The 25,166-nt window shown below is 53.9% G+C and carries 21 protein-coding genes; all 21 read right to left on the reverse strand.

What is annotated here, in order from left to right; genetic code table 11:
- Nucleotide 1 precedes the first annotated feature (1 nt).
- Complete coding sequence (locus FGKAn22_RS11920; protein ID WP_212785852.1) at nucleotides 2-745, reverse strand: glycosyltransferase family 2 protein; 744 nt, start codon at nucleotides 743-745, stop codon at nucleotides 2-4.
- Nucleotides 738-1,994, reverse strand: a complete 1,257-nt coding sequence (locus FGKAn22_RS11925) for an O-antigen ligase family protein (RefSeq protein ID WP_212785853.1) — start codon at nucleotides 1,992-1,994, stop codon at nucleotides 738-740. The genes FGKAn22_RS11920 and FGKAn22_RS11925 overlap by 8 nt, the downstream gene beginning before the upstream one ends.
- On the reverse strand, nucleotides 1,991-3,844 hold the full coding sequence (locus FGKAn22_RS11930) for a polysaccharide biosynthesis protein (protein ID WP_212785854.1): 1,854 nt from the start codon (nucleotides 3,842-3,844) through the stop codon (nucleotides 1,991-1,993). Before FGKAn22_RS11930 ends, FGKAn22_RS11925 begins: the two co-directional genes overlap by 4 nt.
- Nucleotides 3,845-3,959: 115 nt before the next feature.
- Nucleotides 3,960-4,931: an MraY family glycosyltransferase gene (locus FGKAn22_RS11935; RefSeq protein WP_212785855.1), complete on the reverse strand. Its 972-nt coding sequence runs from the start codon at nucleotides 4,929-4,931 to the stop codon at nucleotides 3,960-3,962.
- Nucleotides 4,932-4,951: 20 nt separating this feature from the next.
- A complete protein-coding gene (locus FGKAn22_RS11940) occupies nucleotides 4,952-5,791 on the reverse strand; it encodes a Wzz/FepE/Etk N-terminal domain-containing protein (RefSeq protein WP_212785856.1) in 840 nt (279 codons plus the stop codon).
- A gap of 27 nt (nucleotides 5,792-5,818) precedes the next feature.
- Nucleotides 5,819-6,778, reverse strand: coding sequence for a UDP-glucose 4-epimerase family protein (locus tag FGKAn22_RS11945; RefSeq protein ID WP_212785857.1), 960 nt, complete (start codon nucleotides 6,776-6,778; stop codon nucleotides 5,819-5,821).
- On the reverse strand, nucleotides 6,765-7,943 hold the full coding sequence (locus tag FGKAn22_RS11950; RefSeq protein ID WP_212785858.1) for a glycosyltransferase family 4 protein: 1,179 nt from the start codon (nucleotides 7,941-7,943) through the stop codon (nucleotides 6,765-6,767). Before FGKAn22_RS11950 ends, FGKAn22_RS11945 begins: the two co-directional genes overlap by 14 nt.
- Nucleotides 7,940-9,391, reverse strand: a complete 1,452-nt coding sequence (locus tag FGKAn22_RS11955; RefSeq protein ID WP_212785859.1) for a heparinase II/III family protein — start codon at nucleotides 9,389-9,391, stop codon at nucleotides 7,940-7,942. Before FGKAn22_RS11955 ends, FGKAn22_RS11950 begins: the two co-directional genes overlap by 4 nt.
- Before the next feature lie 206 nt (nucleotides 9,392-9,597).
- Nucleotides 9,598-10,875, reverse strand: a complete 1,278-nt coding sequence (gene wecC, locus FGKAn22_RS11960) for a UDP-N-acetyl-D-mannosamine dehydrogenase (RefSeq protein WP_212785860.1) — start codon at nucleotides 10,873-10,875, stop codon at nucleotides 9,598-9,600.
- Between the two features lie 15 nt (nucleotides 10,876-10,890).
- Entirely contained in the window at nucleotides 10,891-12,024 is a 1,134-nt protein-coding gene (gene wecB / locus FGKAn22_RS11965; RefSeq protein ID WP_212785861.1) for a non-hydrolyzing UDP-N-acetylglucosamine 2-epimerase, read from the reverse strand.
- Between the two features lie 11 nt (nucleotides 12,025-12,035).
- Nucleotides 12,036-14,192, reverse strand: a complete 2,157-nt coding sequence (locus FGKAn22_RS11970) for a bi-domain-containing oxidoreductase (protein ID WP_212785862.1) — start codon at nucleotides 14,190-14,192, stop codon at nucleotides 12,036-12,038.
- Nucleotides 14,189-14,980, reverse strand: a complete 792-nt coding sequence (locus FGKAn22_RS11975; RefSeq protein WP_212785863.1) for an AglZ/HisF2 family acetamidino modification protein — start codon at nucleotides 14,978-14,980, stop codon at nucleotides 14,189-14,191. The genes FGKAn22_RS11970 and FGKAn22_RS11975 overlap by 4 nt, the downstream gene beginning before the upstream one ends.
- 6 nt (nucleotides 14,981-14,986) lie before the next feature.
- Complete coding sequence (gene hisH, locus FGKAn22_RS11980) at nucleotides 14,987-15,601, reverse strand: imidazole glycerol phosphate synthase subunit HisH (protein ID WP_212785864.1); 615 nt, start codon at nucleotides 15,599-15,601, stop codon at nucleotides 14,987-14,989.
- Nucleotides 15,598-16,737 (reverse strand): N-acetyl sugar amidotransferase, encoded by a 1,140-nt coding sequence (locus tag FGKAn22_RS11985; protein WP_281411876.1) that lies wholly within the window; start codon nucleotides 16,735-16,737, stop codon nucleotides 15,598-15,600. Before FGKAn22_RS11985 ends, hisH begins: the two co-directional genes overlap by 4 nt.
- 88 nt (nucleotides 16,738-16,825) lie before the next feature.
- On the reverse strand, nucleotides 16,826-18,034 hold the full coding sequence (locus FGKAn22_RS11990) for a Gfo/Idh/MocA family oxidoreductase (protein ID WP_281411877.1): 1,209 nt from the start codon (nucleotides 18,032-18,034) through the stop codon (nucleotides 16,826-16,828).
- A gap of 42 nt (nucleotides 18,035-18,076) precedes the next feature.
- Nucleotides 18,077-19,303: a class I SAM-dependent methyltransferase gene (locus FGKAn22_RS11995; protein WP_212785867.1), complete on the reverse strand. Its 1,227-nt coding sequence runs from the start codon at nucleotides 19,301-19,303 to the stop codon at nucleotides 18,077-18,079.
- A gap of 317 nt (nucleotides 19,304-19,620) precedes the next feature.
- Nucleotides 19,621-20,319: a class I SAM-dependent methyltransferase gene (locus FGKAn22_RS12000; protein ID WP_212785868.1), complete on the reverse strand. Its 699-nt coding sequence runs from the start codon at nucleotides 20,317-20,319 to the stop codon at nucleotides 19,621-19,623.
- Between the two features lie 10 nt (nucleotides 20,320-20,329).
- Nucleotides 20,330-21,310, reverse strand: a complete 981-nt coding sequence (locus FGKAn22_RS12005; RefSeq protein ID WP_212785869.1) for a glycosyltransferase family 2 protein — start codon at nucleotides 21,308-21,310, stop codon at nucleotides 20,330-20,332.
- 2 nt (nucleotides 21,311-21,312) lie between these two features.
- Entirely contained in the window at nucleotides 21,313-23,265 is a 1,953-nt protein-coding gene (locus FGKAn22_RS12010) for a DUF6044 family protein (protein ID WP_212785870.1), read from the reverse strand.
- A gap of 6 nt (nucleotides 23,266-23,271) precedes the next feature.
- Complete coding sequence (gene rfbG / locus FGKAn22_RS12015) at nucleotides 23,272-24,351, reverse strand: CDP-glucose 4,6-dehydratase (protein ID WP_212785871.1); 1,080 nt, start codon at nucleotides 24,349-24,351, stop codon at nucleotides 23,272-23,274.
- The gene (gene rfbF, locus FGKAn22_RS12020; protein ID WP_212785872.1) at nucleotides 24,336-25,115 is read right to left on the reverse strand and encodes a glucose-1-phosphate cytidylyltransferase; all 780 of its coding nucleotides are present in this window, start codon (nucleotides 25,113-25,115) and stop codon (nucleotides 24,336-24,338) included. The genes rfbG and rfbF overlap by 16 nt, the downstream gene beginning before the upstream one ends.
- Nucleotides 25,116-25,166 lie beyond the last annotated feature (51 nt).

Genomic DNA, 25,166 nt, shown 5'->3' on the forward strand with positions numbered 1-25,166 from the left:
ATCAATGCCTTTGCTTCAGCCACAGTTTGATATAGCGGTAGTAACTGTTTTCGGCGTTCATGATCGCGACCATGAATCCCTCACGCCCGTCGAGGAACCCGGCCCGCAAGAAATATGTGCGGATGAATGCCCATAACCCGTGAAATAGCGCGGAAGCGAGGCCGCCACGCTTGCCGCGACGCTGCAGCATTTCCGAGCCGGCGCTTGAATATCCGTTCAGCTTGGCCAGCACATCGTCAAAATCGCGGTAACTGAAATGCAGCAGGTCATGCTTCAGATCCTCAACACGCCCATGAACCTGCACCGCTTCGTGGACCAGCGCATCGCTGAATCGTCCCTTATCGCGCCGGAACAGCCTCAGCACATAGTCCGGTCTCCAGCCGGAATGATGCATGAAACGTCCGCAAAAACTGGACAGGCGGGGAATCCGGTAACCCTCGGCGCGCGGGCTTGCAAGCACCGCAGTGATTTCCGCCCGCAACTCCGGCGTCACCCGCTCGTCGGCATCCAGTGACAGCACCCACTCGCCGGTCGCGTAATCCAGCGCACGATTCTTTTGCGGACCGAAACCGGGCCAGTCGTGTTCATAGACGTGCTGCGTAAAGTCACGCGCGATCGCCGTTGTCCCGTCCGTGCTGCCGGAATCAACCACGATGATCTCATCCGCCCATGCCACCGAGTCCAGACAGGCACGTATGTTCGCTGCCTCGTTCTTAGTGATTAGGATGACCGAAAGCCTAGCCAATTTTTTTCTCCCGATTCATTCCGGCGAACAACACAGCCGTCATGAAAGCGAAGAACAGGCCATCCGCATGATCCAGCAACGCGGAATTGAACAGACAATTCACCATATAGGCCAGCACCAGTCCACGTGCGGCATCCCGTTCAAATGGTGTGTCCAGTCCCGGTGCATTTCGCCACTGCGCATAAAACAGGTGCAGCAGCAACAGCAGTCCGAACACACCAGTCTGCGCCGCAATCATCAGGTATTCGTTGTGAGGATTCCGAATTTTCATTACATCTTTCCCCTGTGTCTGCTGCGCATAGGCTTCAGGGAAACCACCTGTCCCGACGCCGAACAACGGGTGCTGTTGCACTATGTGCAACGTGTTGTAATAAAAATCCAATCTCAATCCGGTAGAACTGTCCCCGCCCCGGTTCGGTTGCCAGACCTGGTATTCCGCGCTCACCTGACTCACCCGCTCGGACAAGCGCGGCGATGTGTAATAGGCTGCCAGCGCAAATCCGACCAGGGCAAGCAACAGCCCGAGACCCTGTTTCCAGCCGCAAACCTTTCCGCGAGAACGAAAGTAACCACACAATGCTGACCAGGCAGACCATGCGAGCAATATCGAGAGGATCATGTAGCCGGTTCGCCCCTGCACCATGAACAGCACATTGACCATCGCCAGCAAGGCGAACACCCCCCATGCCAGCTGTGCACGTCGGGAGAAGGCCTTACGCATATTGAGCAGCGCAAGGAAGGCCGCGAACGCCATCATGTTGTTTTGCGTAATGTGGCTATGAAAGATAACCGGATTGGCTGTCCCGGCATCCGCGCACATCCAGTGCTGCGGCGCAAGTATGCCCAAGCCCACCAGATAAGACAGCAACAAGGTCAGCCCCATCGAGGCCAGGAAGGAATATTGCGCCCATTGCCTCTCCCTTGGTCCGGTAAGCAGTAGCATGAACAACGGAATGAAAGCCAAGTCCAGGTATTTGCCAAGAATGCCTGCCGCCTCTGACAGCGAAGCTGTGCCATAAAACATGGCAACAAACAGCCAACCGAACAGCAACAAGGCCGCACGGGCGACGGGATGATGTGCGCCCAACTGCCAGACAGCCCGCGCATTGAAAATCGCCCCCAGAAGCACGACGGCCAGCAGCAGATTATCCAGCGCAACTGAAATTGGCACCGTGAATCCGATCAATATGGTACTCATCCGCAACGGCGGTCGAGTCCAGCGCTGGAGTTCAGCGCCTGACAATTTCATGCGCCATTACCCCCTTCGTTCGGATGATATTCCGGCACCCACTTCTTCAACGCGGTACGCACTTCTTTATCCGGCATGGTGACAGAGTCCGTCCATTCCAGCAGCGCTCCCAACCAGATATCATCGACCCGTTGCGCACGGGCGACGCGCAACTTGGGATGCGGCGTGGGCAGGGTGTGTTCGTTGTCTGCAAGCAACTCCTCATACAGCTTCTCGCCAAGCCGCAGGCCGGTAAACTCGATCTTGATTTCCTCTTCGTTAAAGCCGGACAGTCGGATCAGGTCCTTGGCCAAATCGACGATTTTCACTGGCTCACCCATATCAAGCACGAAGATCTCACCGCCTTCCCCCATCAAACCCGCCTGAAGCACCAACTGGGCCGCTTCCGGGATAGACATGAAGTAGCGGGTGATCTCGGGGTGGGTGACGGTAACCGGCCCCCCCTCGGCGATCTGTTCGCGGAATCTGGGAATCACGCTGCCAGTACTGCCCAGCACATTGCCGAAGCGCACCATAACAAAGCGTGTTCCATCTTCCCGCTGCAGACCTTGGCACACCATTTCGGCCAGCCGCTTGGAGGCTCCCATCACGTTGGTCGGATTCACTGCCTTGTCCGTGGAAATCAACACGAACTTGCCGACGCCGTGGCGCTGTGAAGCCCGTGCCACAGTCCAAGTGCCCCGCACGTTGTTACGGATCGCCTGCCAGGCGTTGTGCTGTTCCATCATCGGCACATGCTTGTACGCCGCGGCATGGAATACCGCCGCAGGGCAATACATACCCATCACTTCGTCCACACGCGCCGCGTCGCGCACATCGCCGACCAGGCAGACGAAGTCCAGATCGGGGAAGCTTCGACTCAGTTCCTGCTCGATGGTGTACAGCGCGAATTCGCACAACTCAAACAGCACCAGCTGTGCCGGCGCGAAGCGGGCAATCTGACGGCACAGCTCAGAACCGATGGAACCGCCGGCGCCGGTAACCAACACGACCCTGCCGGTCAGCAAGCCATGCAACCCAGCATCGTCCAGTTGAACCGGGTCGCGTCCCAGCAAGTCGTCAAGTTCGATCGGTCGCAGCTTCGTGACCGCTACCCTCCCGCTCATAAGATCGTCAAAAGACGGCACCGTCAGGACATTCACCTTTGCAGCATTGCATAACTGGATGGCCCGCTTGCGCTGTTGATGCGAACTAGACGGCATCGCGATGATGACTTGTGACACTCCCATCCGCTCGGTCCAGTAGGGCATGTCATCCAGCGGTCCCAGCACGCGAACGCCATTGAGCGTAAGGCCATGCTGCTCACGGTTGTCGTCGAGATATCCCACCAGCCGCCAGTCATTACTCTTGTTCAATTCCTTGGCAAGGCTGACTGCGGCGTCACCTGCCCCCAGGATCAGCACCGGCTCGCCGCGCAACTTGATGTCGCCGTATAGCCCCTGCTCCTTCCACATACGGTATATAAAACGGCTCCCCCCCATCATCAGGATCAGCAACAGTGGATTGATCACCAGCACCGCACGGGGTATCACCAAGCCGAGGCGCAACATCCAGAACAGCAACGGGATGGCCGCGGCAGACATAAATATTGCCAGTATGATGTGACGCAAATCAGCGGTGCTGGCATAGCGCCAGATACCTCGATACAAACCAAACCGCCAGAAAATCAGCATTTGCAGTGGTGCCACCCAGATCATGGTACGGAGTAATTCAGCTTCAAAATCATCCGGCAAATCGAAGTTGAATCGCAACAAATAGGCCAGCGTCCATGCCGCCATCACTGCCACGAAATCGTGGAGGACGGCCAAGGCCACACGCAAATTGTGTATTCTTTTTTTGGTTAAGTTCATCACAATCAAATCGTCAATTTTTAGTTATTGATGGCGTATGCAGTGGCCCGCAGCACAGGACTCGCCGCGCCTTTTCCCCGGTACGCGCTCGTCCTCCTTCGCCAAAATCTATCGCTTACCCGCCTGCCCGGGTCAGCCAACGCGCATCCAGCCAGCGCATCAGAATAATATAGATTGCCAGCCACAGCGGTGCGATGACTAGCACCATGTCGTCCCTCCGCAATGCCCACAGTGCGCTAACGCCGGCGCTCGCCATCAAAACATATTCTGCCAACGCCACTTTGCGATGCCCCCAACCCAGCTGTATCGCGCGCTGATAGTAATGTTCACGGTGAGCCTCGGTTACCTTCGCCCCTCGCAGGCTTCGCTTCACCAGCGTTGCGCTGGCATCCACAATAAAGGGCGAAAACACCAGCAACGGAAACCACGCCGCCCAATGGCCTTGCTGCCACCCCCACAGCCCCATCGCTGAAGCAAGAAAACCAAGCGGGATGGAACCGGCATCGCCCATGAATACTTTCGCAGGGGGGAAATTATGGTATAGAAAGCCCAGCGCCGCCGCTGCGATGCAGAAGTTCTGCATCGCAAGCGTATCGTCATGAGCGATCAGCGCCGCAACGCCATAGCACGCAAAGCCGAACAGCGCCATGCCTCCCGCCAGTCCATCCGAACCATCCATGAAGTTATAGAGGTTGGTCATCCATACCACGAACAGCAACGCCACCACCCCTACCCATATTCCATATTGCGTAAGCAAACCGGAACCGGCGATCCAAAGGACAGCGGCTACGAAATGGGCCATCAAGCGCTGACGCACGGGAAGGCCTCGCATGTCATCGTGCAGTGAAACGCCGCACAGGATCAACATCGGCAACACCGCCCACCATACCCATACACCCGGGACAAATATCCAGCCCGACAGCGTACCTGCCATCAGTCCTACTCCACCTATTCGGGGGATGGGTGCGGAATGCAGGGAACGCTCGTTAGGAATATCTTGAATGGATTTCCCCGCCTTGCTGGAAAGCAAGAAAGAGATCAACAGGATGGAAACCAGGGCGGAAATCAGTGGTGCGTAATGGATCATTGGTTAGACCGGCAGCGGCATCAACACTTCGAATCAACATTGCTTTTGCTCAGCGCATTGTGTACAAACGCAATGGCGAGCCCCCCGAACAACCCAAGCAATAGCGCCATGCCGACAATGGCAGACCTCTTGGGGCTCACCGGTCTTTCAGAAACCCAAACGCCCCCGATTACCTTTGTTGCATATGTGGCATATGGACGCAATTGTTCGGTCAACTCATGCTTTCGCTGTTCCAGGTCCCGCAGCTGTTTTGACTCATCCTCAAGAACAGTTGCCGCAATCGTGGCCGTATATGAATTCCAATTGCGGTCCCCATGCAATTGTTTCTTCATGAAATCCCTCTCCAGCACGATTTTCTGGATTTCTTCATCAACATGCTGAAGTTGCGCTTTGATACTTGCTACGCTCCCTGTTAGCTTGTCGTTTTCAATTTCCTGCAAGTAACTTACGCTGTTGGCCGCCAAAGCACGCGCCGTTTCGGGGGAGTATCCCCACACCTTGAGCTCGACCAGATCCTCATTGTCAATTTTCTTGACCTTCAGTGAGTCTTCATAGAGATTCTTTGCATCCCGCAAATCAGCCGATGCCAATTTTGTCCGGCTCATCACATCCGCCGCAAATGTAGGATGTTGCATCCTTGCCATAACGCTCCCAGCGGACTCTATTGTTTTTTCGCCCCCGATCTGCCCAATCCGGAAAATGGCGGAAGCCTCCCATTTGGGCGCCATCACAAACGAAACCAGAACATATGCTGCAATTCCGCAAACGACCGGAGCGATCAGAATGGTTTGTTTATACCGCTTAATCGTCTGCCATATATCGTTGAGGCTAATTTCAAATTCTTCCGCTGCTTGTGTCATTGCATTCTTCCTTGGCTTTATCAAACGCTATTTGTCTAAAGTTGCGGCTATGGTTTTATGCAACCCTTGCTGCAAAGTATAAGGCGGTTTCCAATTCAACTCGCGGCAGATTTTACCACTGTCCACTTGCAGCGACCCCAGAAGCCGCTCGATTTGCGCGGACTTGCCGACTAGCATTCCTGCCAATCTCAGCCACGTTGGCGGACAATGGAACACCCGTGATTTAACGCCCATTAGACTTCCCAATAGTCTCAGCAAATCAGGAGTAGAGATGCTTTCCCCGTCGCTCACGAGATAGGTTTGCCCTTTAGCTTCAGGTTGCACGGCGCAAGCGACCAGCGCGTCAGCCAGATTGCCGACATAGATCAAATCACGCCGATTACGCACAGAAGCAAACGGCAAAGGGAGTCCGCGCGCGACTACCCGCATCATCTGTGCAAAATTGCCTTTCACCGCCTCGCCGTATACAAGCGGGGGGCGCACGATCACAACCTCTAGCCCCGTTTCCTCAGCGACGCGATGCAACGCCTGCTCTGCCTCCCATTTGGATACTCCGTATGGATCCTGGGGAGCGGGCACATCCCTCTCGGTAAAGCGCTCCTCGCCATGCGTTACCTCACCATTCACCTTGATGCTGCTGACATACACAAAACGTCTTACTCCCAGCGCAACGGCGGTCCGTGCCAATTGCTCGGTTCCCGTCGTATTCACTTTACGGAACTCTTCCAGCGGATCGGCCGCTTCATCATGCATTACATGCACCCGTGCCGCCAAATGGATGACCACGTCAATACCGCGTACTGCTTCGCGCCAGTCCGTATGCCCATCGACAGTTCCCACATGGACAATCTCAATTCCGGGGTAATGGGATTGAGACCGCACGGCCACTCGCACGAAATACCCGCCCGCCCTCAACTCTTCACACACGACTCGACCGACGAATCCATTGGCACCAGTTACCAGCACTTTCGGTCTATTTTCGCTCATTACCCAACTCCATGATATCGGCGGCCATTTCCCTCGCGATGTTCATTCGGGCGAACTTGGCAACAAATCTGTCCCGAGGTTCATTCTGCAACCGGAGTTGGCTGAACACACGCACGGCTTCTGCTGCATCGCATGGCTGGAACACCGCCGAATTATCCAGCTCGGCACGCACAAATTCGGCAGCATAACCGGAGACACCCGCCCAAATCGGCTTGCCCATTGCTCCATACTCAAAGAGCTTCGAGGGCAATACTTTTTTGAACGCATCGTAATCATTCAAATGCAGGAACAGCACGTCCGCAACCTGGTAGGCCTCGATCAATTGCGTCCGACTCATTGGCGGCAGTAGCTCAACGTTGTCCACGCCGGCTGTGGCCAGTGCCGTCCTTAACGCATCCTTCTTTCCCCCGTCCCCGATGATTTTGAAATGCACTAGTCCGTGCATTCTTTTTGCCAAATCGGGAACGATCGCGTGCAATCCCTGCCCTTCCCCCAGGTTTCCCGCATAGAGCACTTCTACCGCGCCTCCCTGGCGTTCCTGCAGCATTCGAGGGGCCGCCGACAAAAACTCATCATCGATCCCGTTGGTAAAAAAGGAGAAGTGTTGATCGGGATAGCGCTCCCGAAAATACCCGGCAAAGCCCTGCGATACCAGATTCACCCTGCTTGCGCGGTTTACCGTCCAGCGCTCCAATAGTGCAAAAACAGGTTTGGCCAGGATGGCAAAATGCCTCGGCAACACGTCCTTGATCGTATCGACAAAAATGTCGCGGATATCAAGATACAGCGGCGCCCTTTTCTTGGACGCTATATAGGCCCCCAAGGCCGCCGTCATAAGCCGACTTGATGTGACAAAGACAAGGTCGTACTGCTTGTCACGAACGATTTGACGGACCTGTCTTGCGAAGGACCAGAAAGCTTTCGACTGATCAATCATTCCGCTTTTGTGAGACGGGAGGGCGATACGATCGACAGTAATCCCATTCTCCCGCTCGAACGCCAAGGCATCCTGACTAAAGGACTGATAGCGATTCGGCAGTGTCGTCACCACATGTATTTCTGCCGAGGGATCGACCTCCTTTAGCGCTTTTGTCAACGCCGTCGCGCGAAAAGACCCCGCACTGAGGTCGGGCCTATAATAAAAAGTGAGCAATAATATTTTCATTGGCGCAATCCAGTTTCCGGGCATCGCACGCCCCAATCCAGATGAAATCCGAACTGGCTGTTGGATGCCTTTAGCTCGATGCATGACGATGGGCACACAATCCCGAATTCAGGAAAATACTCTGATTCCACGACCTGCATTAGCGCGCCCTCTGCCTTCCAGGCCAGCCCGATATCCCCTAGCCGGGCCGAACTTTTCCCGACACCTCGCTCAACCTGGACATCGGGATGTAGAAAGTATCGCGCGACGGCCTCCGAAAAATCGCCTTCTATACGGTCGGATACCTCGATGAAACCATCTCTTATCGTCCACTGCCTTCTATGCACCGGCCGGCCCGGCAAACGGCGATAGCCGTCATGAGATCCACTGACACAAATCCCTTCATCTGTCTCTTCAACCGTGACGTCAAAAGGATAGGCACGCCGTGCCACGCGAAATCCCGCCCAAACCTCTGAAGAATTTTCGCCATTAATGGCAACTGTACTGTGGGCAGCGGTAGATCGCTGATGTTCCCGCTGAGGGCCCAGCCCATAACGGGATGTGCCGGAATTAACAATCACGCGCCTCTTCCCGACCGAGAGTTCGAAGCTCAGCGTATCCGCATGAGCATGCCCTGGCAGATAATCCGGACCGACTGGGGCAACATCCAGGATGGCGACAGTATCACCATCCTGAACACGTATGTAGCCGGATTCTTTCAGCCAAGTGACCCCGTCTACCGTCGCTGTTTCACACGTGCAGCCGAGCCTGTTTGAGTACAAAAAAAGTTCTTCTGGAGGTGGCGCAATACCTATCGCCGCGTCATTGAAAAATGAAATTTCGCCATCCGGGTGGCACATTGCAGCGAGCCACTTCTTCATTTGCTCCACCACCGCAGGCAACCTATCAACCAATTCCCGCCACTCGTGGAATACGTCAGGAAACATCCTCGACAAATTCAACAGGTCCAGCATGTCTTCAAGCGCGAGTGCGTGATACATGGTGCTGCGTTCGAAGTGCCCCCCATCCGCAAGGATCTGTTCTGAAATCTCGCCTTCAAGTATTCGCATGCCACAGCGGAGCCACTCTGCAGCCTCATCACCTTCGAAGTAACAACCTGCGAATACCAAAGCCTTGGCGTTGGCAAACAGGTGGTTGCCGAGCAAATGCCGCTCCAGCCGTGTTGTCAAATATCGGACCTGGATCGCCAGTGAATGAATCGCCGAGTGGCTTAGTGCATTTTTTGAAAGCGACCATTTGATCCAGTTGACGACTCTCAGTGAAAGCGGGTACGGCTCCCATCCCGCCCCTCCCACCGGCGGATTCTCCGCCACCCACCGGTCGATCAACGCCCTGTGCCAGTCCGAACGCTCAATGGCACTGGAGGCGTTAAGATCATCAAAGTAATGAAGATTGTATAGATGTAGCTTCTCGAGCTGGGGGGCATTCCAAGCTGCTGCGTCGCTCAATTCGATCTTCGAGCTCAGGAACGTGAAGCACGAAGGGCCGGTCATGCTGCACCGGCGTGGGGCCGGAAGAACCCAATTGCCGCCTCTATTGCGCAGTGAGGGAGCCTCTGCCAGATCTGGAGATCGGCGAATTATCCGGAAAACCAGCCTGTGCCAGATTTGCTCAGGCCGGAGATACCGAACCGTCCAGAATAGTCGTGACAGTTTCAAGAGTTATGACGCCAAACACCGCAGGCATCTACAACCGATTTCTCACCTAAGGTATCGACGTCCAATTCCTTGAACGGGCGATGAGCAACCAAACCAACGATGATGTGCGCTTTCTTTACAGCCCCGAACATCGATTCCAGCCTTACATTTTTTCCTTCCAGCGAGGCTGGCAGCGTTTCTACATTCGGCTCCACCGCCAGCACCACCCCTGGGTGGGCACTTGCCAACGTAGCAGTAATCGCCAGCGACGGGCTTTCACGAAGGTCGTCAATATCCGGCTTGAATGCCAATCCAAAGCATGCGATCACGACGTCGCGCGCGGTCTGTTTCGGGTTGGCCTGGAGGTAAGCCGCCACCGCCAACTGTACACGCTCAATCACCCACTGAGGTTTGTAATCATTGACTTCCCGAGCCGTCCGGATCAGACGAGCCTCCTCTGGTGCGGAATCAACGATGAACCACGGATCGACGGCAATACAGTGACCCCCGACCCCTGGGCCCGGCTGAAGAATATTTACCCGGGGATGCCGATTGGCGAGCCGGATGAGTTCCCATACATCGATTCCAAGCCGAGAGCAGACCAGTGACAGTTCGTTTGCAAATGCGATGTTTACGTCGCGGAAACTGTTTTCAGTCAGTTTGCACATCTCTGCTGTGCGAGCATTGGTGACGAAACATTCTCCCTGCACAAACGTCTTGTAAAGGGCAACCGCTGCCTGGGAGCATTTTTCGGTCATGCCGCCAATGACCCTATCGTTTTCTATCAGCTCGTGCAACACCTTGCCAGGCAACACTCGCTCCGGACAATAAGCGATGCGAATATCCGAGGCTGTGCCGGCATGTTGGGGGAAACTAAGGTCTGGCCGTGCCGCGGCCAGCCAATCCGCCAGCTTCTCGGTGGCCCCAACCGGCGAGGTCGATTCAAGGATGACCAGATTTCCCGGCTTCAATACTGGGGCAATTGAGGCACAGGCCGCTTCAATGAACTTGAGGTCCGGCTCGTGGTGATCTTTGAATGGTGTCGGCACTGCAATCACGAATGCATCTGCTGGTTCCGGCTTTGTGGAAGCCCTCAAGTGACCGGTCGTCACTACAGCCCGGACAATGCTATCAAGATCGGGCTCGACGATATGAATCTCGCCACGGTTAATCGTATCCACGGCATGCTGATTGATGTCGATCCCGATAACGTGGATTTTCCGTGATGCAATGACGGCGGCGGTGGGTAATCCTATATAACCAAGGCCAATGACTGAAATGGTTTGAAATGGCATGATCAGCTTGCTTTTTTAGTTGGTAAAAGTTTCGATGCGTGAAAGGATATCGAGAATCTGCGCACAGGCATTTCCTTGTCCATAAGGATTATGGGCAATGCTCATCTGGCGGTACGCTTCTGATTCGGTGAGGAGACAATGCAATCCAGCCTTGATGGCATCTGTATCAGTGCCGACCAACTTTACTGTTCCCGCCGCAACCGCCTCGGGGCGCTCGGTTGTATCGCGCATCACCAGCACAGGCTTTCCAAGGGAAGGCGCCTCTTCCTGAATCCCGCCGGAGTCTGTAAGAATCAGGTAGGCGCGGTCCATTAAATAGACGAAAGGCAGGTAATCCAGAGGCTCCAGAAGGTGGATATTGGGAATACCCTGCAGCAACCGGGATACCGGCTCCTGCACATTCGGATTCAGATGGACGGGGTAAACAAATTCGACATCCGGAAATGCCTTGGCGCTATCGATCAAAGCATGGCATATCCGCTCAAACCCACCGCCAAAGCTTTCTCGCCGGTGCCCGGTGATCAGCACCAGCCGGTGATCGGTCGGCAAAAACGAGAATTGTTTGCGAAATACCGCCTGAAGGGAATTGTCTGTCCTGAGTTTCTGCACTACCTGCAGTAACGCATCAATGACCGTATTGCCTGTCACGAACACCCGTTCCGGCGACACCCCTTCTTTCAGAAGGTTAGTCCGGGCAGTATCAGTAGGCGCGAAGTGCAAGGCAGCCAGTGCACCGGTAAGCTTCCGGTTCGCCTCCTCCGGCCACGGGGAATAAAGGTTGCCGGTACGCAATCCGGCTTCGACATGCCCAACCGGAATCCGCTGATAGTAGGCGGCCAGAGCGGTTGCGAAAGTCGTTGCGGTATCACCATGCACCAGGACGATGTCGGGCTTGAACGCCGCAAAAACCTCCTGCATCCCTGTGAGAATCGATGTGGTTATCTCCGTCAGGCCCTGACTTTTCTTCATCACATCCAAGTCAAAATCCGGCTTCAACCCGAACAATGCCAAAACTTGGTCAAGCATTTCACGATGCTGAGCGGTGACACACAAGCGGGACTCAAACCTGCTATCAGCGGCAAGCGCCACGACCAGCGGTGCCATTTTGATGGCCTCCGGCCGCGTACCAAAGACAGTAAGTATTTTCACCTGGCCGCCCCTCAGTTCCCTGCTAATTCAATGGAGATACGGCTGACCTCAATAATTTCCTCAAATGGGATCGGAAGCGAACTATCGCCCTCAATTGCAGCAACAAACGCCTTCGCACAATTCTTCTGTCCTTTGTCCTGTCGCCACAGGTTCATTTTCGAGAAACCCGGCCACCCGTAGCCTGTCAGCCGCCGGAAATTGTCGAGCTGCAATACTCGACCTCCCGTAAATACCTCCAACCTCTCCTTGGGGAAGGACTTGCTACCGTTGGCAAAGTAATGCACGGTACCCACCGACCCATCGGCAAAAACGAGCTCCAGGTTCACTGTATCCTGAGTAGCGGAATTCATTGATGTTCTGCGCCATTCCACGATAGGCACCCCGGCCAGGAAACGCAGCAAATCAATGAAATGGCATGCCTCCCCAACGACGCGCCCTCCCCCCACTTCGGGATCTTGGGTCCAGTGCTCCGCAGGAATCGCCCCGGCGTTCACCGTCATCACAAAGGCCTTTGGCCCCGTGGCCCCAGCCAGCAACTCCTTCATCTTTTGCACCTGAGGGGCAAAACGGCGATTGAACCCAACCATCACTACAGGCGACGCTAAAGGCGCAGTGCTAAAGGACGAATGCGCCGCTTTGATCTGTTCAAGCTCATCCACCTTCAAACATAAGGGCTTTTCTACAAAAACGTGCTTACCTGCAGCCAGTGCATCGCAAACCATTCTTGCATGACTGTCGTGCCGTGTCGTAATAATCACAGCATTCACTTCCGCATCCGCCAGCACGCTTGCCGTGTCGGTGGTCGTCGCCTCGAAACCAAACTTGCGTCCAGCATGCAAGCCGCTCACGCCCCCTCCCGATGCCACAGTTTTCAACCGGGCTCCGGTGGCCTTGAAGGCTGAAATCAACACCGCCGTAGCGTAATTCCCCGCCCCGATTACTCCGAGCGATGCGGGACATACATCCTTCTTCTCTGTGCGAGAAAGAGGCTGGGGGCGAGAAGACGCATGGGAACCAAGATCTACCGTCTGCCGCCGTACCCCCTTCGCCGATTCTTCACTCTGAGGATAGTTCAGAAGTATCCCAAGCGATGCCCCGCCCCCCGCCACCACTTCATACGCTTGTTCCGCCTTATCAATGGCAAACCGGTGTGAAATCAGCGGTTTTACGTCCAATCTCCCATCGGCCATCATGTCTAACACGGCCTCGAAATTGCGCTGCTCTGTCCAGCGCACAAACGCCGCAGGGTAATCGTGGCCCTTGTCTTCATAGTTCGGATCGTAGCGGCCGGGACCATAGGAACACGAAACCTGGAACGTCAATTCCTTCTCAAAAAAGTCGGCCCGCGATAGCTCGAGACCAGTCACGCCAACCAACACGATGCGCCCGCGCTTGCGGCACATCAGCGCCGCTTGGTGGACAGGTTCATTGCTCTTGGTAGAAGCCGTAATGATCACGGCATCTACCCCACGCCCACGCGAAAAACGTTGCGCTGCCGCAACAGGATCTTCTCCCGTTGAAAGGTTCACCACTTCCGCCCCGAAGCGTTTCGCCATCTCAAGCTTAGCCGGATCATAGTCGATACCTAACACCCGGCAACCATGCGCACGTAAGAGTTGCACCGTCACCAAGCCAATCAAGCCAAGGCCGGTCACCACTACCGCCTCTCCCAGCGTAGGCTTTACCAGCCGGATGCCCTGTAGTGCGATAGCGCCCAAAACCGTAAAGGCAGCTTCCTCGTCAGATACCCCCTCCGGCACTTTCGCACAAAGGTTGATGGGGACACTCACCACCTCGGCGTGCTTACCGTTAGAAACCACTCGATCGCCAATCTCGAATGCCGTGCCCCCACCGCCGACTTCCAATACCCGCCCTACATTGCAGTACCCCAGCGGCAGTGGTTGGTCCAACTTGTTAAAAACCGCTTCAATCGTTGGCATTAATCCGTCGGTGCGAATCTTGTCCAGGACCATCCGCACCTTATCCGGCTGCTGTCGAGCCTTTTCTATCCAGCCCGCCTTGCCAAATTCGACCAACATGCGTTCCGTGCCCGCAGAGACCAGGGTTTGTGAAGAATGGATCAACAACTGCCCGCGCTTGACCGCCGGACAGGGCACTTCGGCAACTTCGGTAATGCCGGTTTTGAGAGACTGCAGGACTTGTTTCACGTATTACCCTTACTATTCAATAACAACGCGTCTTTCTCGGCGCGCCCCGGATAATTTATCAATACGGCCCGGTATTTCCCCTTAAAAACAAACAAGCTACCGGCTGCCGCGCCAATTATTCCAAATTTGTGAACCAAGTCCCGTATATCATTTAGGGACCCCGCTCCACCCAGCACCGACATTGGCAAGGAAGTGGCGTCTCTTACGCGAGAAATCAGTTCTAAATCATAGCCACTCATCTCACCATCCCGATCTATGTTATTTACAACTATTTCTCCAGCCCCAAGCGCCTCCGCCCGCCGCGCAAATTCCGCCGGCTCAAAACCAGTCCCCAGCGTGCCGTTTTGAATAAAAACTTCGTAGCGACGGAATAACCCGACCTTCTTTACATCCAACACCACGACGATACTTTGATTGCCTACACGAATGGCAGCCTCGGAAATCAATTCCGGCGTCTTTACAGCCGCCGCACCAATTGCCACCTTCTCGACCCCGAGACTGATGATCTTTTCTACTTGATCGACACTCGTTACCCCCCCCCCATAACACAAAGGCATACGGCATTCCGCAGCCAGATTGGCAATCAGTGTGTAATTGGGTGCGCGATTATGCATAGTGGCATCAATGTCCACAACAACCAGCTCGTCGACCTCTTTCTCGTTAAAGATGCGAACCGCGTTGATTGGGTCCCCTACATACTTTGGCTCGCCAAAACGAACTGTCTTAACCAGCCCACCATTTTTAACAAGCAAGCAGGGGATAATTCTTGGGCGCAACATTCTTGGCATCGTTTCCTATGTGAGTTCAGCAAAGTTTTTCAGTAGTTGAACGCCCCACTGATGACTCTTTTCGGGATGAAACTGGGTGCCGAATACGTTACCTGACTGCACTGCCGAAGCAAACGAAATACCGTAATCCGTCCACGCCACAACCTCATCTGCATTCCTTGCCGCAAAGTAGTAGGAATGCAAAAAATAAAACCTCGGTGAAGTCATCCCATTGAACAGGATGCTTGAATCACGCGGTTGCACATCATTCCAGCCCATATGTGGCAGGTGTGTCTTTTGACTAAACCCCGCCTCATCAAAACGCACAACCTCTGCGTCGATCCACCCCAGTCCCGGCAGCTTACCCTCATCGCTACGCCGGGCCATCATCTGCATGCCTACACACACACCTAACACCGGCCGCTTTTTAACCAACACCAGTTCGTCCAGGCAGTCGCGCATCCCAGATTCATTAAGCCGCGTCATAGCCCAGTCAAACGCCCCCACCCCTGGCAAAATGATTCTTTCGGCTGCAGTCAGTGCGTCTGCTGTCTGCGCCACAGTAACCGGAATGTTCAACCGTTTGTAGATATTGACGAACGCCTGGATATTTCCCAAGCCATAATCGACCAGGGTGATCACCGTTTGCCGCCCACTTCCAAACCCAGCGCCTTCATCACCCTCGCCCCCAGGGTGTAAATCCAGTCCTGCGACCGATAGTCCTTATAACTTTTGTTGGGCGCATCCATATAGCCTTGCAACTCCGTCACAGAAATACCTAGCTTGGTCGCCACATACTCAAAGTCCTGCGCAACTGTAGCCTCGTCATAGGGAGGCGTAACCAGTTTTTCAAGCGCCTCTTGCCGTGTCATCTGACCAGTCAGAATCAGGCTGGAAAATTGCACTCTTCGAGTGTCATAGCCGAACTTCTTAGGCAGCCAGTATCCCTCATAGAACCGAGTAAACCGCGACTCAAAGTGCTTCTGCGGGTAAGGCTGCCACCCAAATTTCTCCACCAGCAATTTGACCGCATCTTGTTTGATGTAGGGCACATAATTAAGCGGCCGCACTACCTTGATCCTTTTTACATAAGGTAAAAAGATCTTGTGCCACAAGATCGATGTAACGGGATAGCGCACGAGCGGTCGAGCCCCGAAGCGGCGATGAATGTCCCGCAACTGGATTGAGTCCGATTGGTAATACATCCACTCCAGCGGATTGCGAACACATTCCGTCGAAAGATTGGCTCCGGTCAGAATATATTTGACGTTGTACTGCTCCGCGAATTTGTACATAGTCGCGAAGAAAGCGTGATCCTGCGGCGTATCAATATGGGGCACGCCGGATTTGAAGAACGCGAGTTGAAGATCGCGCATTTCTTCCCAATCAATCACTTCTGTGTATAAATCCAGCCCCAAGCCATCTACCAGTTTTTCGATGTTGTTAACGGCTTCCTGAGAGTTCCATCCCGCATCTACGTGGAATACCAAAGGCCGCAAACCAAGTGTCTCCTTGGCAATGTATGTTAAATACGAGCTATCGATGCCGCCGCTCATACCGATGATGCAATCAAAGTCCTTGCCAACCCCAGCCCGCTTGATCTTTTCAACAAGGTCATGCAACTCACGCTGCCCCTGCTCATCTTGATGCCAGTTCGGTAAAGTATGTTGGTAAAAGGTGTTGCAATGGTCGCAGACGCCCTGATCGTCAAATACGATCAGTGAATCCGATGTGTCCATCACACAGTTGGAGCAGATTTGATAGGGTCTGGTTGACATTGTGATTCAGGATCCGGAGCGTGATGTTATGGGAACCAAGGATGTACCTGGAAAAACCCTGCAAGAATATCAGTTCTCCTGCGCCCCGTCAGCCCTTGGCGCAGGCACGAATTACATTGGGCAACGCTTGAAGTTCGTCAACAGACTGAAGCACTCGAAACCGAGCGCGCAACCGAGCGATCTGCGCTTCCAAATCACCCGTGGTGAGCGGCCCCTCCGCCTCCAGCAGTTCACGTAACGCATAGCGCAGGCTGCCATCCACCGTTACACCGGCCGCCAACGCTTCAGTCACCCAAGGCAATACAGCCGCCTGGTACGACGACGCCGTCGTTTCAATCAGGCCGCAAGCTCGGAAAGCGGTGTCGAGACCCAGACGTGGATCGATCGGACCACCGCCGGCGGCGACCAAGAACGCCTTCAGCAACGAAGCCAGCGGGCGCGGGGCCACACCCCAAGTATCGTCGGCATTGTGCATCACTGCACCCTGCCGTATAACTCCCGGCTCCGTTGAAAAGTCCAACTCCAAAGTACCCTTAGTGGTCTCCACCGCAATCACCCGTCGGCGCTGGGGTGCATTGCGTTCCAAGGTGATTTGACAAGGATGACCAGCAAGCGTCAGCGGGATCCTCACCCTGCTACCACCCGCTTCGACATCCACCGGTCCGCCTGCCATCGGAAAGGAGGCAAAAACTGTCTGCAAGATTGAAACTACATGAGGCAGGCAATCCACATACACTGGCACGCCTGGGTCATACTGTTTGTTTTCCCCATAACGCCTTTCTCCAACAGAGTCGGCCCACTCCACTGCGATCGACTGAACCTCCCCTGCGGCGGCCACATGATGTGCAAATGTTTCAAGATAACGCGCAAACCGGAACACATGAGCTGCTGCAAGAAATTGGCCCCGTTCCGCAGCTTGAGCGGAAAGGCTGTATGCATCATTGAGGGTCAAAGCAAAAGGCTTCTCCACCAGAACCGCGGCCCCCTGCCCAAGCGCCCAGCTTGCGGCAGTCACGTGGTCCCTGGCCGCATTTGCAATAATCACAGCGGTATGCCCCCGAGAGAGCCGTTCAGGCCGCCCGTCCAGCACCTGCAGACGGTTGCCAAGGCCTCGCTCGCGTATCCATGTGTTTAGTGCTTCGGCACCTCGCGGGGAGCAAACCGCAAGCCCAACGGACGCGGGCAAAAGGCCGCATAGGACGTCCACCAGCACGCGAGCCCATCGCCCTCCGCCGAGGATAAGAATATGGTCTGGCAAGCTTCCTGGAAAATCACAGTCTCGTTCAACCGCCACCATGGGCCGATACCCCACGCTTGATCGTTTCAGACAAGCCAGATGTCAGACGAAGTCCTCCGGACTAACGATGTCAATGATCGGACCGGTGTATCCCCGAGCCGTCAGATAGCTGCGAATCTCGCCGGAAATATGCCAGGCAAGATTCAACAGTGGCTTGGAGAGGTCCCCGCCTGAAAAAAGATCGTCGTCTGACATGATAGGAATACGTGTGCCCGGCAAATAATGACCGATCTTCATGGAGCCCGGTTTCTCGTATACCGCAGAGACAAGATCAGCATCAAGACCCAGAAGTTTGACGAGAATAGCCGCGCGACCGGGGAAAGCCTTGGCGGCAAGCTTTCCGTGCTGGCGAACCAAGCCTTCTATTTCGGCCTTCTTACGGGCACGCCACAACTCCACATTCTTCTGCATGCGTCGGAAACGTTCGGGGAAAGCGGCCTCCCGATCCAAAATGGCACGAACCTCATCGCTCACCACCTGCGCCGAGGCATTGGCAGGCCCCAAGAACACCCGGATATTACCGCCGTAGCGCGAAGGAAATTCCACCCCAGAAACCGCAACGCCCAGCGACTTGGCAATATGAACAAATGAAGTGTAGCTGTACGTCCTAGGATGCTCGTGATAGAAAGTATCGAACTGATTTCCGTCCAGAACCGCACCCAAGTAGTGGTTCTCGATCACAACAACTGTACCCGGAGACATCAGGCGGCGCAGTGACTCCAATACCGAGGTCAGATCCTCTATGTGGGCGAAAACGTTGGTGAAGACGATTAAGTCTGGCAAGCCCCGCTCTGCCGCAATGGCAGTAGCCAAGTCAGGCGTCAAATAATTGTTGTACACAGCGTGTCCCTGCCCTGCTGCATCAGCACACGCGCCCGTGGGTTCCACTCCGATCGTTTCGGCTCCCTTTTCGCGGAAGAAGCCCAAGAGACTGCCATCATTGCAGCCGACATCCAGAACCTTCTTCCCCTTCAGGCTGCCAAACCTGTTTTCGCAGCTCTCCACAAAGCCTTGCATCCCCTTGAGGACGTCAGCTGTAAAGCGAGACCTGTAGTGATAAGTCATCGGGAAGAGATCGTGCTTGGGAACCTGGTATTTCTGGTGTGCCGTACGACAGGTCTCGCAGTACAAGATTTGGATGGGATACTCAACGCAGACCCGGTTGTCGCCTACTGGCACGAGGTCATCACACATTGGATGGAGGTTCAAATCAAGAACCAAGGATAGATCCTTATTGCCGCAAACTTCGCAACGGGAAATTTCATTCATTTGAGGTTTCATATAAACTTTTTCAATTAGCACCCAGACCCCAAAGGCATGGGCTTTAAGTTACGGCCAACGCCGCTTATGGCCATTACTTCGACCAATTGTTCTTACCACATGAAGCCACTACCAAACACCTCTGACTTCTGCAACCCAATGGATTTCTTTCACAGTTACCCGTAATACTTCCGCCCCATTGGACAACACACACCTGACGTGGCCAAAGGCTCGGCCAAACGTACTCATATTCTTAACAAGGGCCCTGCTGAAACTCAAGCTCAGCGGAAACCAAAACTTTCAAATTATAACAATAATTGAAAATTCTATACCACCGTCCCCGTAGCATAGTATTGAGCTCCGAAAGGAAGCCAGCCAAGCCTCTCATCAAGTCGGCGAAAAGCATGGTGTGCAAAAGGTGTAAAGAGGATTGATCGGGCGTACACGTTTTCAAATCCTGCCTGCCTGAGCATATCTGCAAGTTTTCGGTGGGGTAACAAGACTGCGCCCACATCGATGTCATTGTGCGCCACAACGTAGCTGGTCAATGGATTCAGCGGATTGTGCTCGAATATTATTATTTGCCCGCCAGGCCTAAGAACACGCCGAGCTTCCGCGAGAAATTGAGCCCATTGCGATGGTGCCACATGGTGCATAACACAAATGGCCAGCGCCACATCAAAGCTAGCCTCGGCAAACGGAAGGACTTGCCCATCATATGCGCAATAACGATTTTCTGGGTTACTCATCTGAGCCAGCGACAGCACCTCTTCCGCCGGCTCTACTCCTGTTACATCATATCCAAAACTATGCAGCATAGGATGTATGAAGCCATGCCCACAACCGATATCCAAAACCTTAGGCCTGCATGCATCCGAAAGATGTTTTGAAATAACTAGTTTTATAAAATCAGCTTTGACTTTGGTATAGAAATCCAGTCCTTTACCAGCAAAACTAATTTTTTCTTCAATTACCTCTTTATAGGTGAATTTTTGAGCATTGAAATCTGTCGTATTTTTTGGCATGCCAGTAACTTTAAATTTTTTCGTTGTACACACCGCCAGAGGCTTCGATGTTAAGTGCTTTTTCAATCACCACATAGGGCCGCATCCGAACCTGCTGATAGATACGAGCGATGTATTCGCCAATGATCCCAAGAAACAGTGCATTCAGACTGATGCCAAACAAAATTAGAATTGTGGTCGTTGCAAAGCCCGCAGGCCATTCGCCGGGTGCCAGAAGTCTGGCTATGATATAGCATCCTGTTAACAGGGCCATCAAAAGCGCAATGATCAGGCCCGCATAGGTTGCCAACTTCAGGGGTGCTGTGGAATGCGCATAAACCCCCTCCAATGCCAAGCGAATCAATTGACGGAGGGGAAACTTGCTCTCGCCAAACTGACGGCTATTACGGGAAAACGAAACGGACGCCGGATTAATCGATAGCTCCGAAACCAGTCCACGAACAAAGGGATGGGGGTCTTGGATAATTTTCAGCTGATCAAGAACCGTTCGGTCTATGAGACGAAAATCCCCGCTATTCACCTCATGCTTAACGTCTGACAAATTGTTAAGCAGTGCATAGAAGGATCGCCGCACTAAAGCCTTTGCGCGACTTTCCTTCCGTTGCGCACGTATACCAACCACGACATCATGCCCATCTCTCCACAACCGGATAAACTCATGAAAAAGTGACGGAGGATCCTCCAGGTCGCAGTCAATCTGGATGGCCGCGTCTCCAGAAGCGTGTCTATAGCCAGCCAGGATGGACTTATTGAACCCGAAATTCCTGGTAAATCGTAGCACTTTCACGCGTCTGTCGCGTTTTGCGATATCGGAAAGAATTGAGAAACTCTTATCGACGCTATGGTTATCAGTGAATATGATTTCTACGTCAATATCATCATAGGCATTAAATTCCCGCAAAACAGCCTCGTATGACGCTTCAATATTGTCTTCTTCGTTATAGACAGGAATGACAACAGATATTAGTGTTTTCCGCATTGGGCTGGACATGATCAAGACAGCGTAGAAGTTGCTCTATAAAGAAATATTCGCCAAGGAGAGGCCGGATTCTCAAAGGTAGAGACCAAAACCAAATCCAAATTGGTGGCATTCTCAATCCTCACGGCGGAGATAACATAGCGTCCCCCCATGGACACGAAGGCCGAGGTATTAAAGCGCAGGTCAGTAACGCGCACTCCTAGACGCTCGACACGATCTTTAGTCAGCATGAAGGCCGCATCTGTCTTCCCCAACTCACTTGAGAAAATATAAAAGCGGCTGCCCCAGTCGTCGAAATAACTACGGTATGCCGGATCCCTATCCAGTTCTCCCGCAATGATGTTTCGGAAGGCATGCTTGTAGCGCAAAGGGTAGTTGCCCGTGTAGCCATCTAAAGTGCGGAAGCCATTATATGCGGCGATGCTTGGATGAAGCCCCAAGGACACCACACTGTATGTAATTTTGTCCTGCCCGATGCGCCGAGATACCTCATCGAAAAGTTGAGAGGAAAAATACTCCTGATATGACGGATCACCCGCAGTCCGCGCTTGCAGATCCTCAGTCCGCTCGCCCAATTCCACCGCCTGCAAAACGATCAGGACGACCGCGATGCCTTTTCCCACGATATGCCAACGTGTCCACATAACGGTTAAAACGGCCGCCATGGCTATATACCACAACAAAGGATGCAGATAGTGGAACCGCGACAGGTTCATATATGGCAGCTGCGGCGCGCCGGCGGACACTTGTGGCCACAACATGGGCCAGTAGCCATACCACAGGGAGATCACCAACGCCGCAAGCAGGCTCCAGAGCAGAACCGCTGTCGCGCGATTGGCGTTATTAGCACCCAAACAAGTAGCCAACAGTGACAAAGCCAGCAGAATGACCATTTCTCCTTTATTGAGGGCGGACATTCGACCATCGAACGCTAGCAACACGAAGAGCGAAACAAGGAAACAGGTAAACGCCAACATCTGCAACACTGAGAGCCGCCCCATCGGGCTTCTTGGGAATCCCTCTTTCCCCCACACCACAAGCCCCAGAATGCCCAATATTGCCGGCAAGATAAAATGATCTTGCAGCGAAGGAACATGATACTGTCCACACTTGAAATTATCCCAGGCAGCGGCCGTCGCCGACCAGAAGTCCGGAGAGGGAAGGGATATTTCAATACGATGGGACTTGAATCCGTCAGCAAACCCAAGGACGATCATTAACATTTGATAGTCAACAATCAGGGCTGCGGCAAGAGTAAGCGCCAATGCTTTGAAAAGCCGGCTGGCGCCCGGTCTACGGGAAATCAGGTCGACACACCAAATCAAGCCGCCCACGGCTATAGCAAACAATCCTCCGAGCGCCAGGATGGAATAGGCAGGAAACAGAGCACATACAGCCCAGTCCATAGCGCCCTCCTGCCGCTTCCGGATGGCCAGCAGACTGCTGAAGTACAGTGGCTGGCCGGCAACCCCCAAGCCGAAGAGGCTGTTGTAGGGAAGGCAGGCAAAGGCCACGGAGGCAAAAACGACCGGGATTCGACTGCCCTCATCAGTAAGCAGGTGCTTGGTCAGCAGCCTGTACATCCCCCAGTAAGCGATGAACCGGATAAGCAGCTGGTTCACAACGAAACCGTGGAAGGGGCCGAACAACTTGAACATCCACGGCACCACAAAAAAGGGCGAGGGGTAAACGGCGCGAGGCAGCTCGCCACCTATCCCGGGAACAAGTGCATCGGGATGTGCAAACAGCATACCGCTTTCGGCCAGGATCTTGTAGCTCACAAAAAGACTGTCGAGCTGATCGTGCACCAGAAGAAAAGCGGCCTGTCCATTGATCCAATACGGCCACAGGTATGCCACAATCAAACAGATAGCGCCCGCATGCAGGATGGTCAGCCGCGGCTCCTTACGCCCTCCTTGCATCAATTTGCGATCCGCCACAAAGGGCATGGGCCGTGCTTCAAACATGAGAAATTAAAATTCTTTGTTCACAAAATCTGCGATCTGTTGCCGGACAAGATCAGGGAGATTGCCCAGCCCCGTGGTATAACCGGCATCTGTCCAAGCTACCGTTTCCTCGAATGTCAGCCTTGGAGACCACCCCAGAATGTGTTTTGCCCGGTCAATGGACAGAGAAAGGGCGCGAGCCTCATGGGGCTGTGCCGCAGTAGTCACTGTCCACGCGCGGCCCGGCTGCCGCGCAGCCATCATGGTGACCAAAGTTTCCACGCTGTGATCTCCGTCACTTCCCGGACCAAAGTTGCAGGCTTTGATTACCGGAGATCCATCGCGAACATGCGCGGCCAGTGCCATGTAGCCGGATAACGGCTCCAAAACATGCTGCCAAGGACGAGTTGATTTCGGATTGCGAAGTTCCACCGGCCGACCTTTGCTCCACGCGCGGAAACAATCGGGAACGATACGGTCCTCGCTGTAATCACCGCCACCGATTACATTACCGGCCCGTGCCGTTACTACGGTAACACCGTCAGCAGCACCGAAGGATGAGCGCCATGAATCCACGGCCAGTTCACACGCGGCCTTGGACGCGCTGTACGGATCATGGCCGCCCAGTTCGTCCTCCTCGCGGTAAGCAAATTCCCACTCACGATTCTTGTAAACTTTATCCGTAGTCACGACGATCACCGTGACAGGGCGTCCGAGCCCTCGGGCTGCTTCCAGAAGGTTCAGGGTTCCGCTCACATTGGTCTCCCAAGTCATCAAAGGTTGCTGATAACTTCGTCGCACCAGCGCTTGGGCCGCAAGATGGAATATGACTTCAGGCTCAGTTTCGCGCACGGCTTGCGCCACGCCGCCAGGATTCCGGATATCACAAATAATATGGCGAGCCAGCCGCTCCTCTAACCGAAGCGCGTCAAACAAGGAAAGCGGGCCTTCGGGAGGAAGCGCCAAGCCAGACACGGAGGCTCCACCCTGAAGCAGCCACTCGCAGAGCCACGCCCCCTTGAATCCAGTGTGCCCCGTCACCAGGACACGAAGACCCCGAAGGTTCAGGACTGGGGGCTGGGCGCGATGCATCACCATATTTTCCATTCAGCCCTGCCCTCATTCCACATCTTGTTCAGTAGCATAAACTCCTGATAAGTATCCATGGGTTGCCAAAAGCCGTCATGTGCGTAGCACCCCAACTCCCCTTCACGCGCTAATGTATTAAGGGGATTCTGCTCAAAAACGAGCATTGGATCATCGTTAAGATAAGTGAAGAGCTTGCGGTTGGCGACGAAAAAGCCCCCGTTAACCATCCCGCTCGAAGTCTGAGGTTTCTCAAAAAAGTTGGTGACATGCCCATCGGTTACCTTGAGTTCACCCCAACGCCCTGGAGGGCGGACACCAGTAAGAGTGAGGACCCGATTATGCAGGCGGTGGTACTCGATGGATGCCGTAATATCAACCGAGCCTAATCCATCCCCATAAGTCAGCAAAAATTCCTCATCACCGTCGAGATATTTTTCAATACGCTTGATACGCCCGCCGGTCATGGTTTCTTGGCCGGTGTCGGCCAGGGTAACAGTCCAGTCGCGCTCTTCCATGGTGTCATAAAAATGAACCTTGCCGGAATCTCCAAGGGTCATGCGGACATCGGATGTCATCCAGTTGAGGTTTCTAAACCAGTCCTTGATGACCTCCCCTTTATATCCCAGGCATAAAATGAACTCCTTGTGCCCATGAGCCGCATAAATCTTCATGATGTGCCAAAGAATAGGGTGATTTCCTACCGGAACCATTGGCTTAGGACGATACTCCGTCTCTTCCCTTAAACGCGTCCCCTTTCCACCACACAGAATTACAACTTTCATATTTTAATCAACCCTTCAGATTATAGAAGACCATTATCAAAACAAAATTAA

The organism is Ferrigenium kumadai (genome assembly GCF_018324385.1).
Lineage (GTDB): Bacteria > Pseudomonadota > Gammaproteobacteria > Burkholderiales > Gallionellaceae > Gallionella > Gallionella kumadai.

What these genes read in the sequence shown, in the direction of transcription:
- FGKAn22_RS11925 (WP_212785853.1), bottom strand. Translation starts at nt 1,994, where the DNA reads ATGAAATTGTCAGGCGCTGAACTCCAGCGCTGGACTCGACCGCCGTTG.
- FGKAn22_RS11930 (WP_212785854.1), bottom strand. Translation starts at nt 3,844, where the DNA reads ATGAACTTAACCAAAAAAAGAATACACAATTTGCGTGTGGCCTTGGCC.
- FGKAn22_RS11935 (WP_212785855.1), bottom strand. Translation starts at nt 4,931, where the DNA reads ATGATCCATTACGCACCACTGATTTCCGCCCTGGTTTCCATCCTGTTG.
- FGKAn22_RS11940 (WP_212785856.1), bottom strand. Translation starts at nt 5,791, where the DNA reads ATGACACAAGCAGCGGAAGAATTTGAAATTAGCCTCAACGATATATGG.
- FGKAn22_RS11945 (WP_212785857.1), bottom strand. Translation starts at nt 6,778, where the DNA reads ATGAGCGAAAATAGACCGAAAGTGCTGGTAACTGGTGCCAATGGATTC.
- FGKAn22_RS11950 (WP_212785858.1), bottom strand. Translation starts at nt 7,943, where the DNA reads ATGAAAATATTATTGCTCACTTTTTATTATAGGCCCGACCTCAGTGCG.
- wecC (WP_212785860.1), bottom strand. Translation starts at nt 10,875, where the DNA reads ATGCCATTTCAAACCATTTCAGTCATTGGCCTTGGTTATATAGGATTA.
- FGKAn22_RS11975 (WP_212785863.1), bottom strand. Translation starts at nt 14,980, where the DNA reads ATGCCAAGAATGTTGCGCCCAAGAATTATCCCCTGCTTGCTTGTTAAA.
- FGKAn22_RS11985 (WP_281411876.1), bottom strand. Translation starts at nt 16,737, where the DNA reads ATGTCAACCAGACCCTATCAAATCTGCTCCAACTGTGTGATGGACACA.
- FGKAn22_RS11990 (WP_281411877.1), bottom strand. Translation starts at nt 18,034, where the DNA reads ATGGTGGCGGTTGAACGAGACTGTGATTTTCCAGGAAGCTTGCCAGAC.
- FGKAn22_RS11995 (WP_212785867.1), bottom strand. Translation starts at nt 19,303, where the DNA reads ATGAATGAAATTTCCCGTTGCGAAGTTTGCGGCAATAAGGATCTATCC.
- FGKAn22_RS12000 (WP_212785868.1), bottom strand. Translation starts at nt 20,319, where the DNA reads ATGCCAAAAAATACGACAGATTTCAATGCTCAAAAATTCACCTATAAA.
- FGKAn22_RS12005 (WP_212785869.1), bottom strand. Translation starts at nt 21,310, where the DNA reads ATGTCCAGCCCAATGCGGAAAACACTAATATCTGTTGTCATTCCTGTC.
- FGKAn22_RS12010 (WP_212785870.1), bottom strand. Translation starts at nt 23,265, where the DNA reads ATGTTTGAAGCACGGCCCATGCCCTTTGTGGCGGATCGCAAATTGATG.
- rfbG (WP_212785871.1), bottom strand. Translation starts at nt 24,351, where the DNA reads ATGGAAAATATGGTGATGCATCGCGCCCAGCCCCCAGTCCTGAACCTT.
- rfbF (WP_212785872.1), bottom strand. Translation starts at nt 25,115, where the DNA reads ATGAAAGTTGTAATTCTGTGTGGTGGAAAGGGGACGCGTTTAAGGGAA.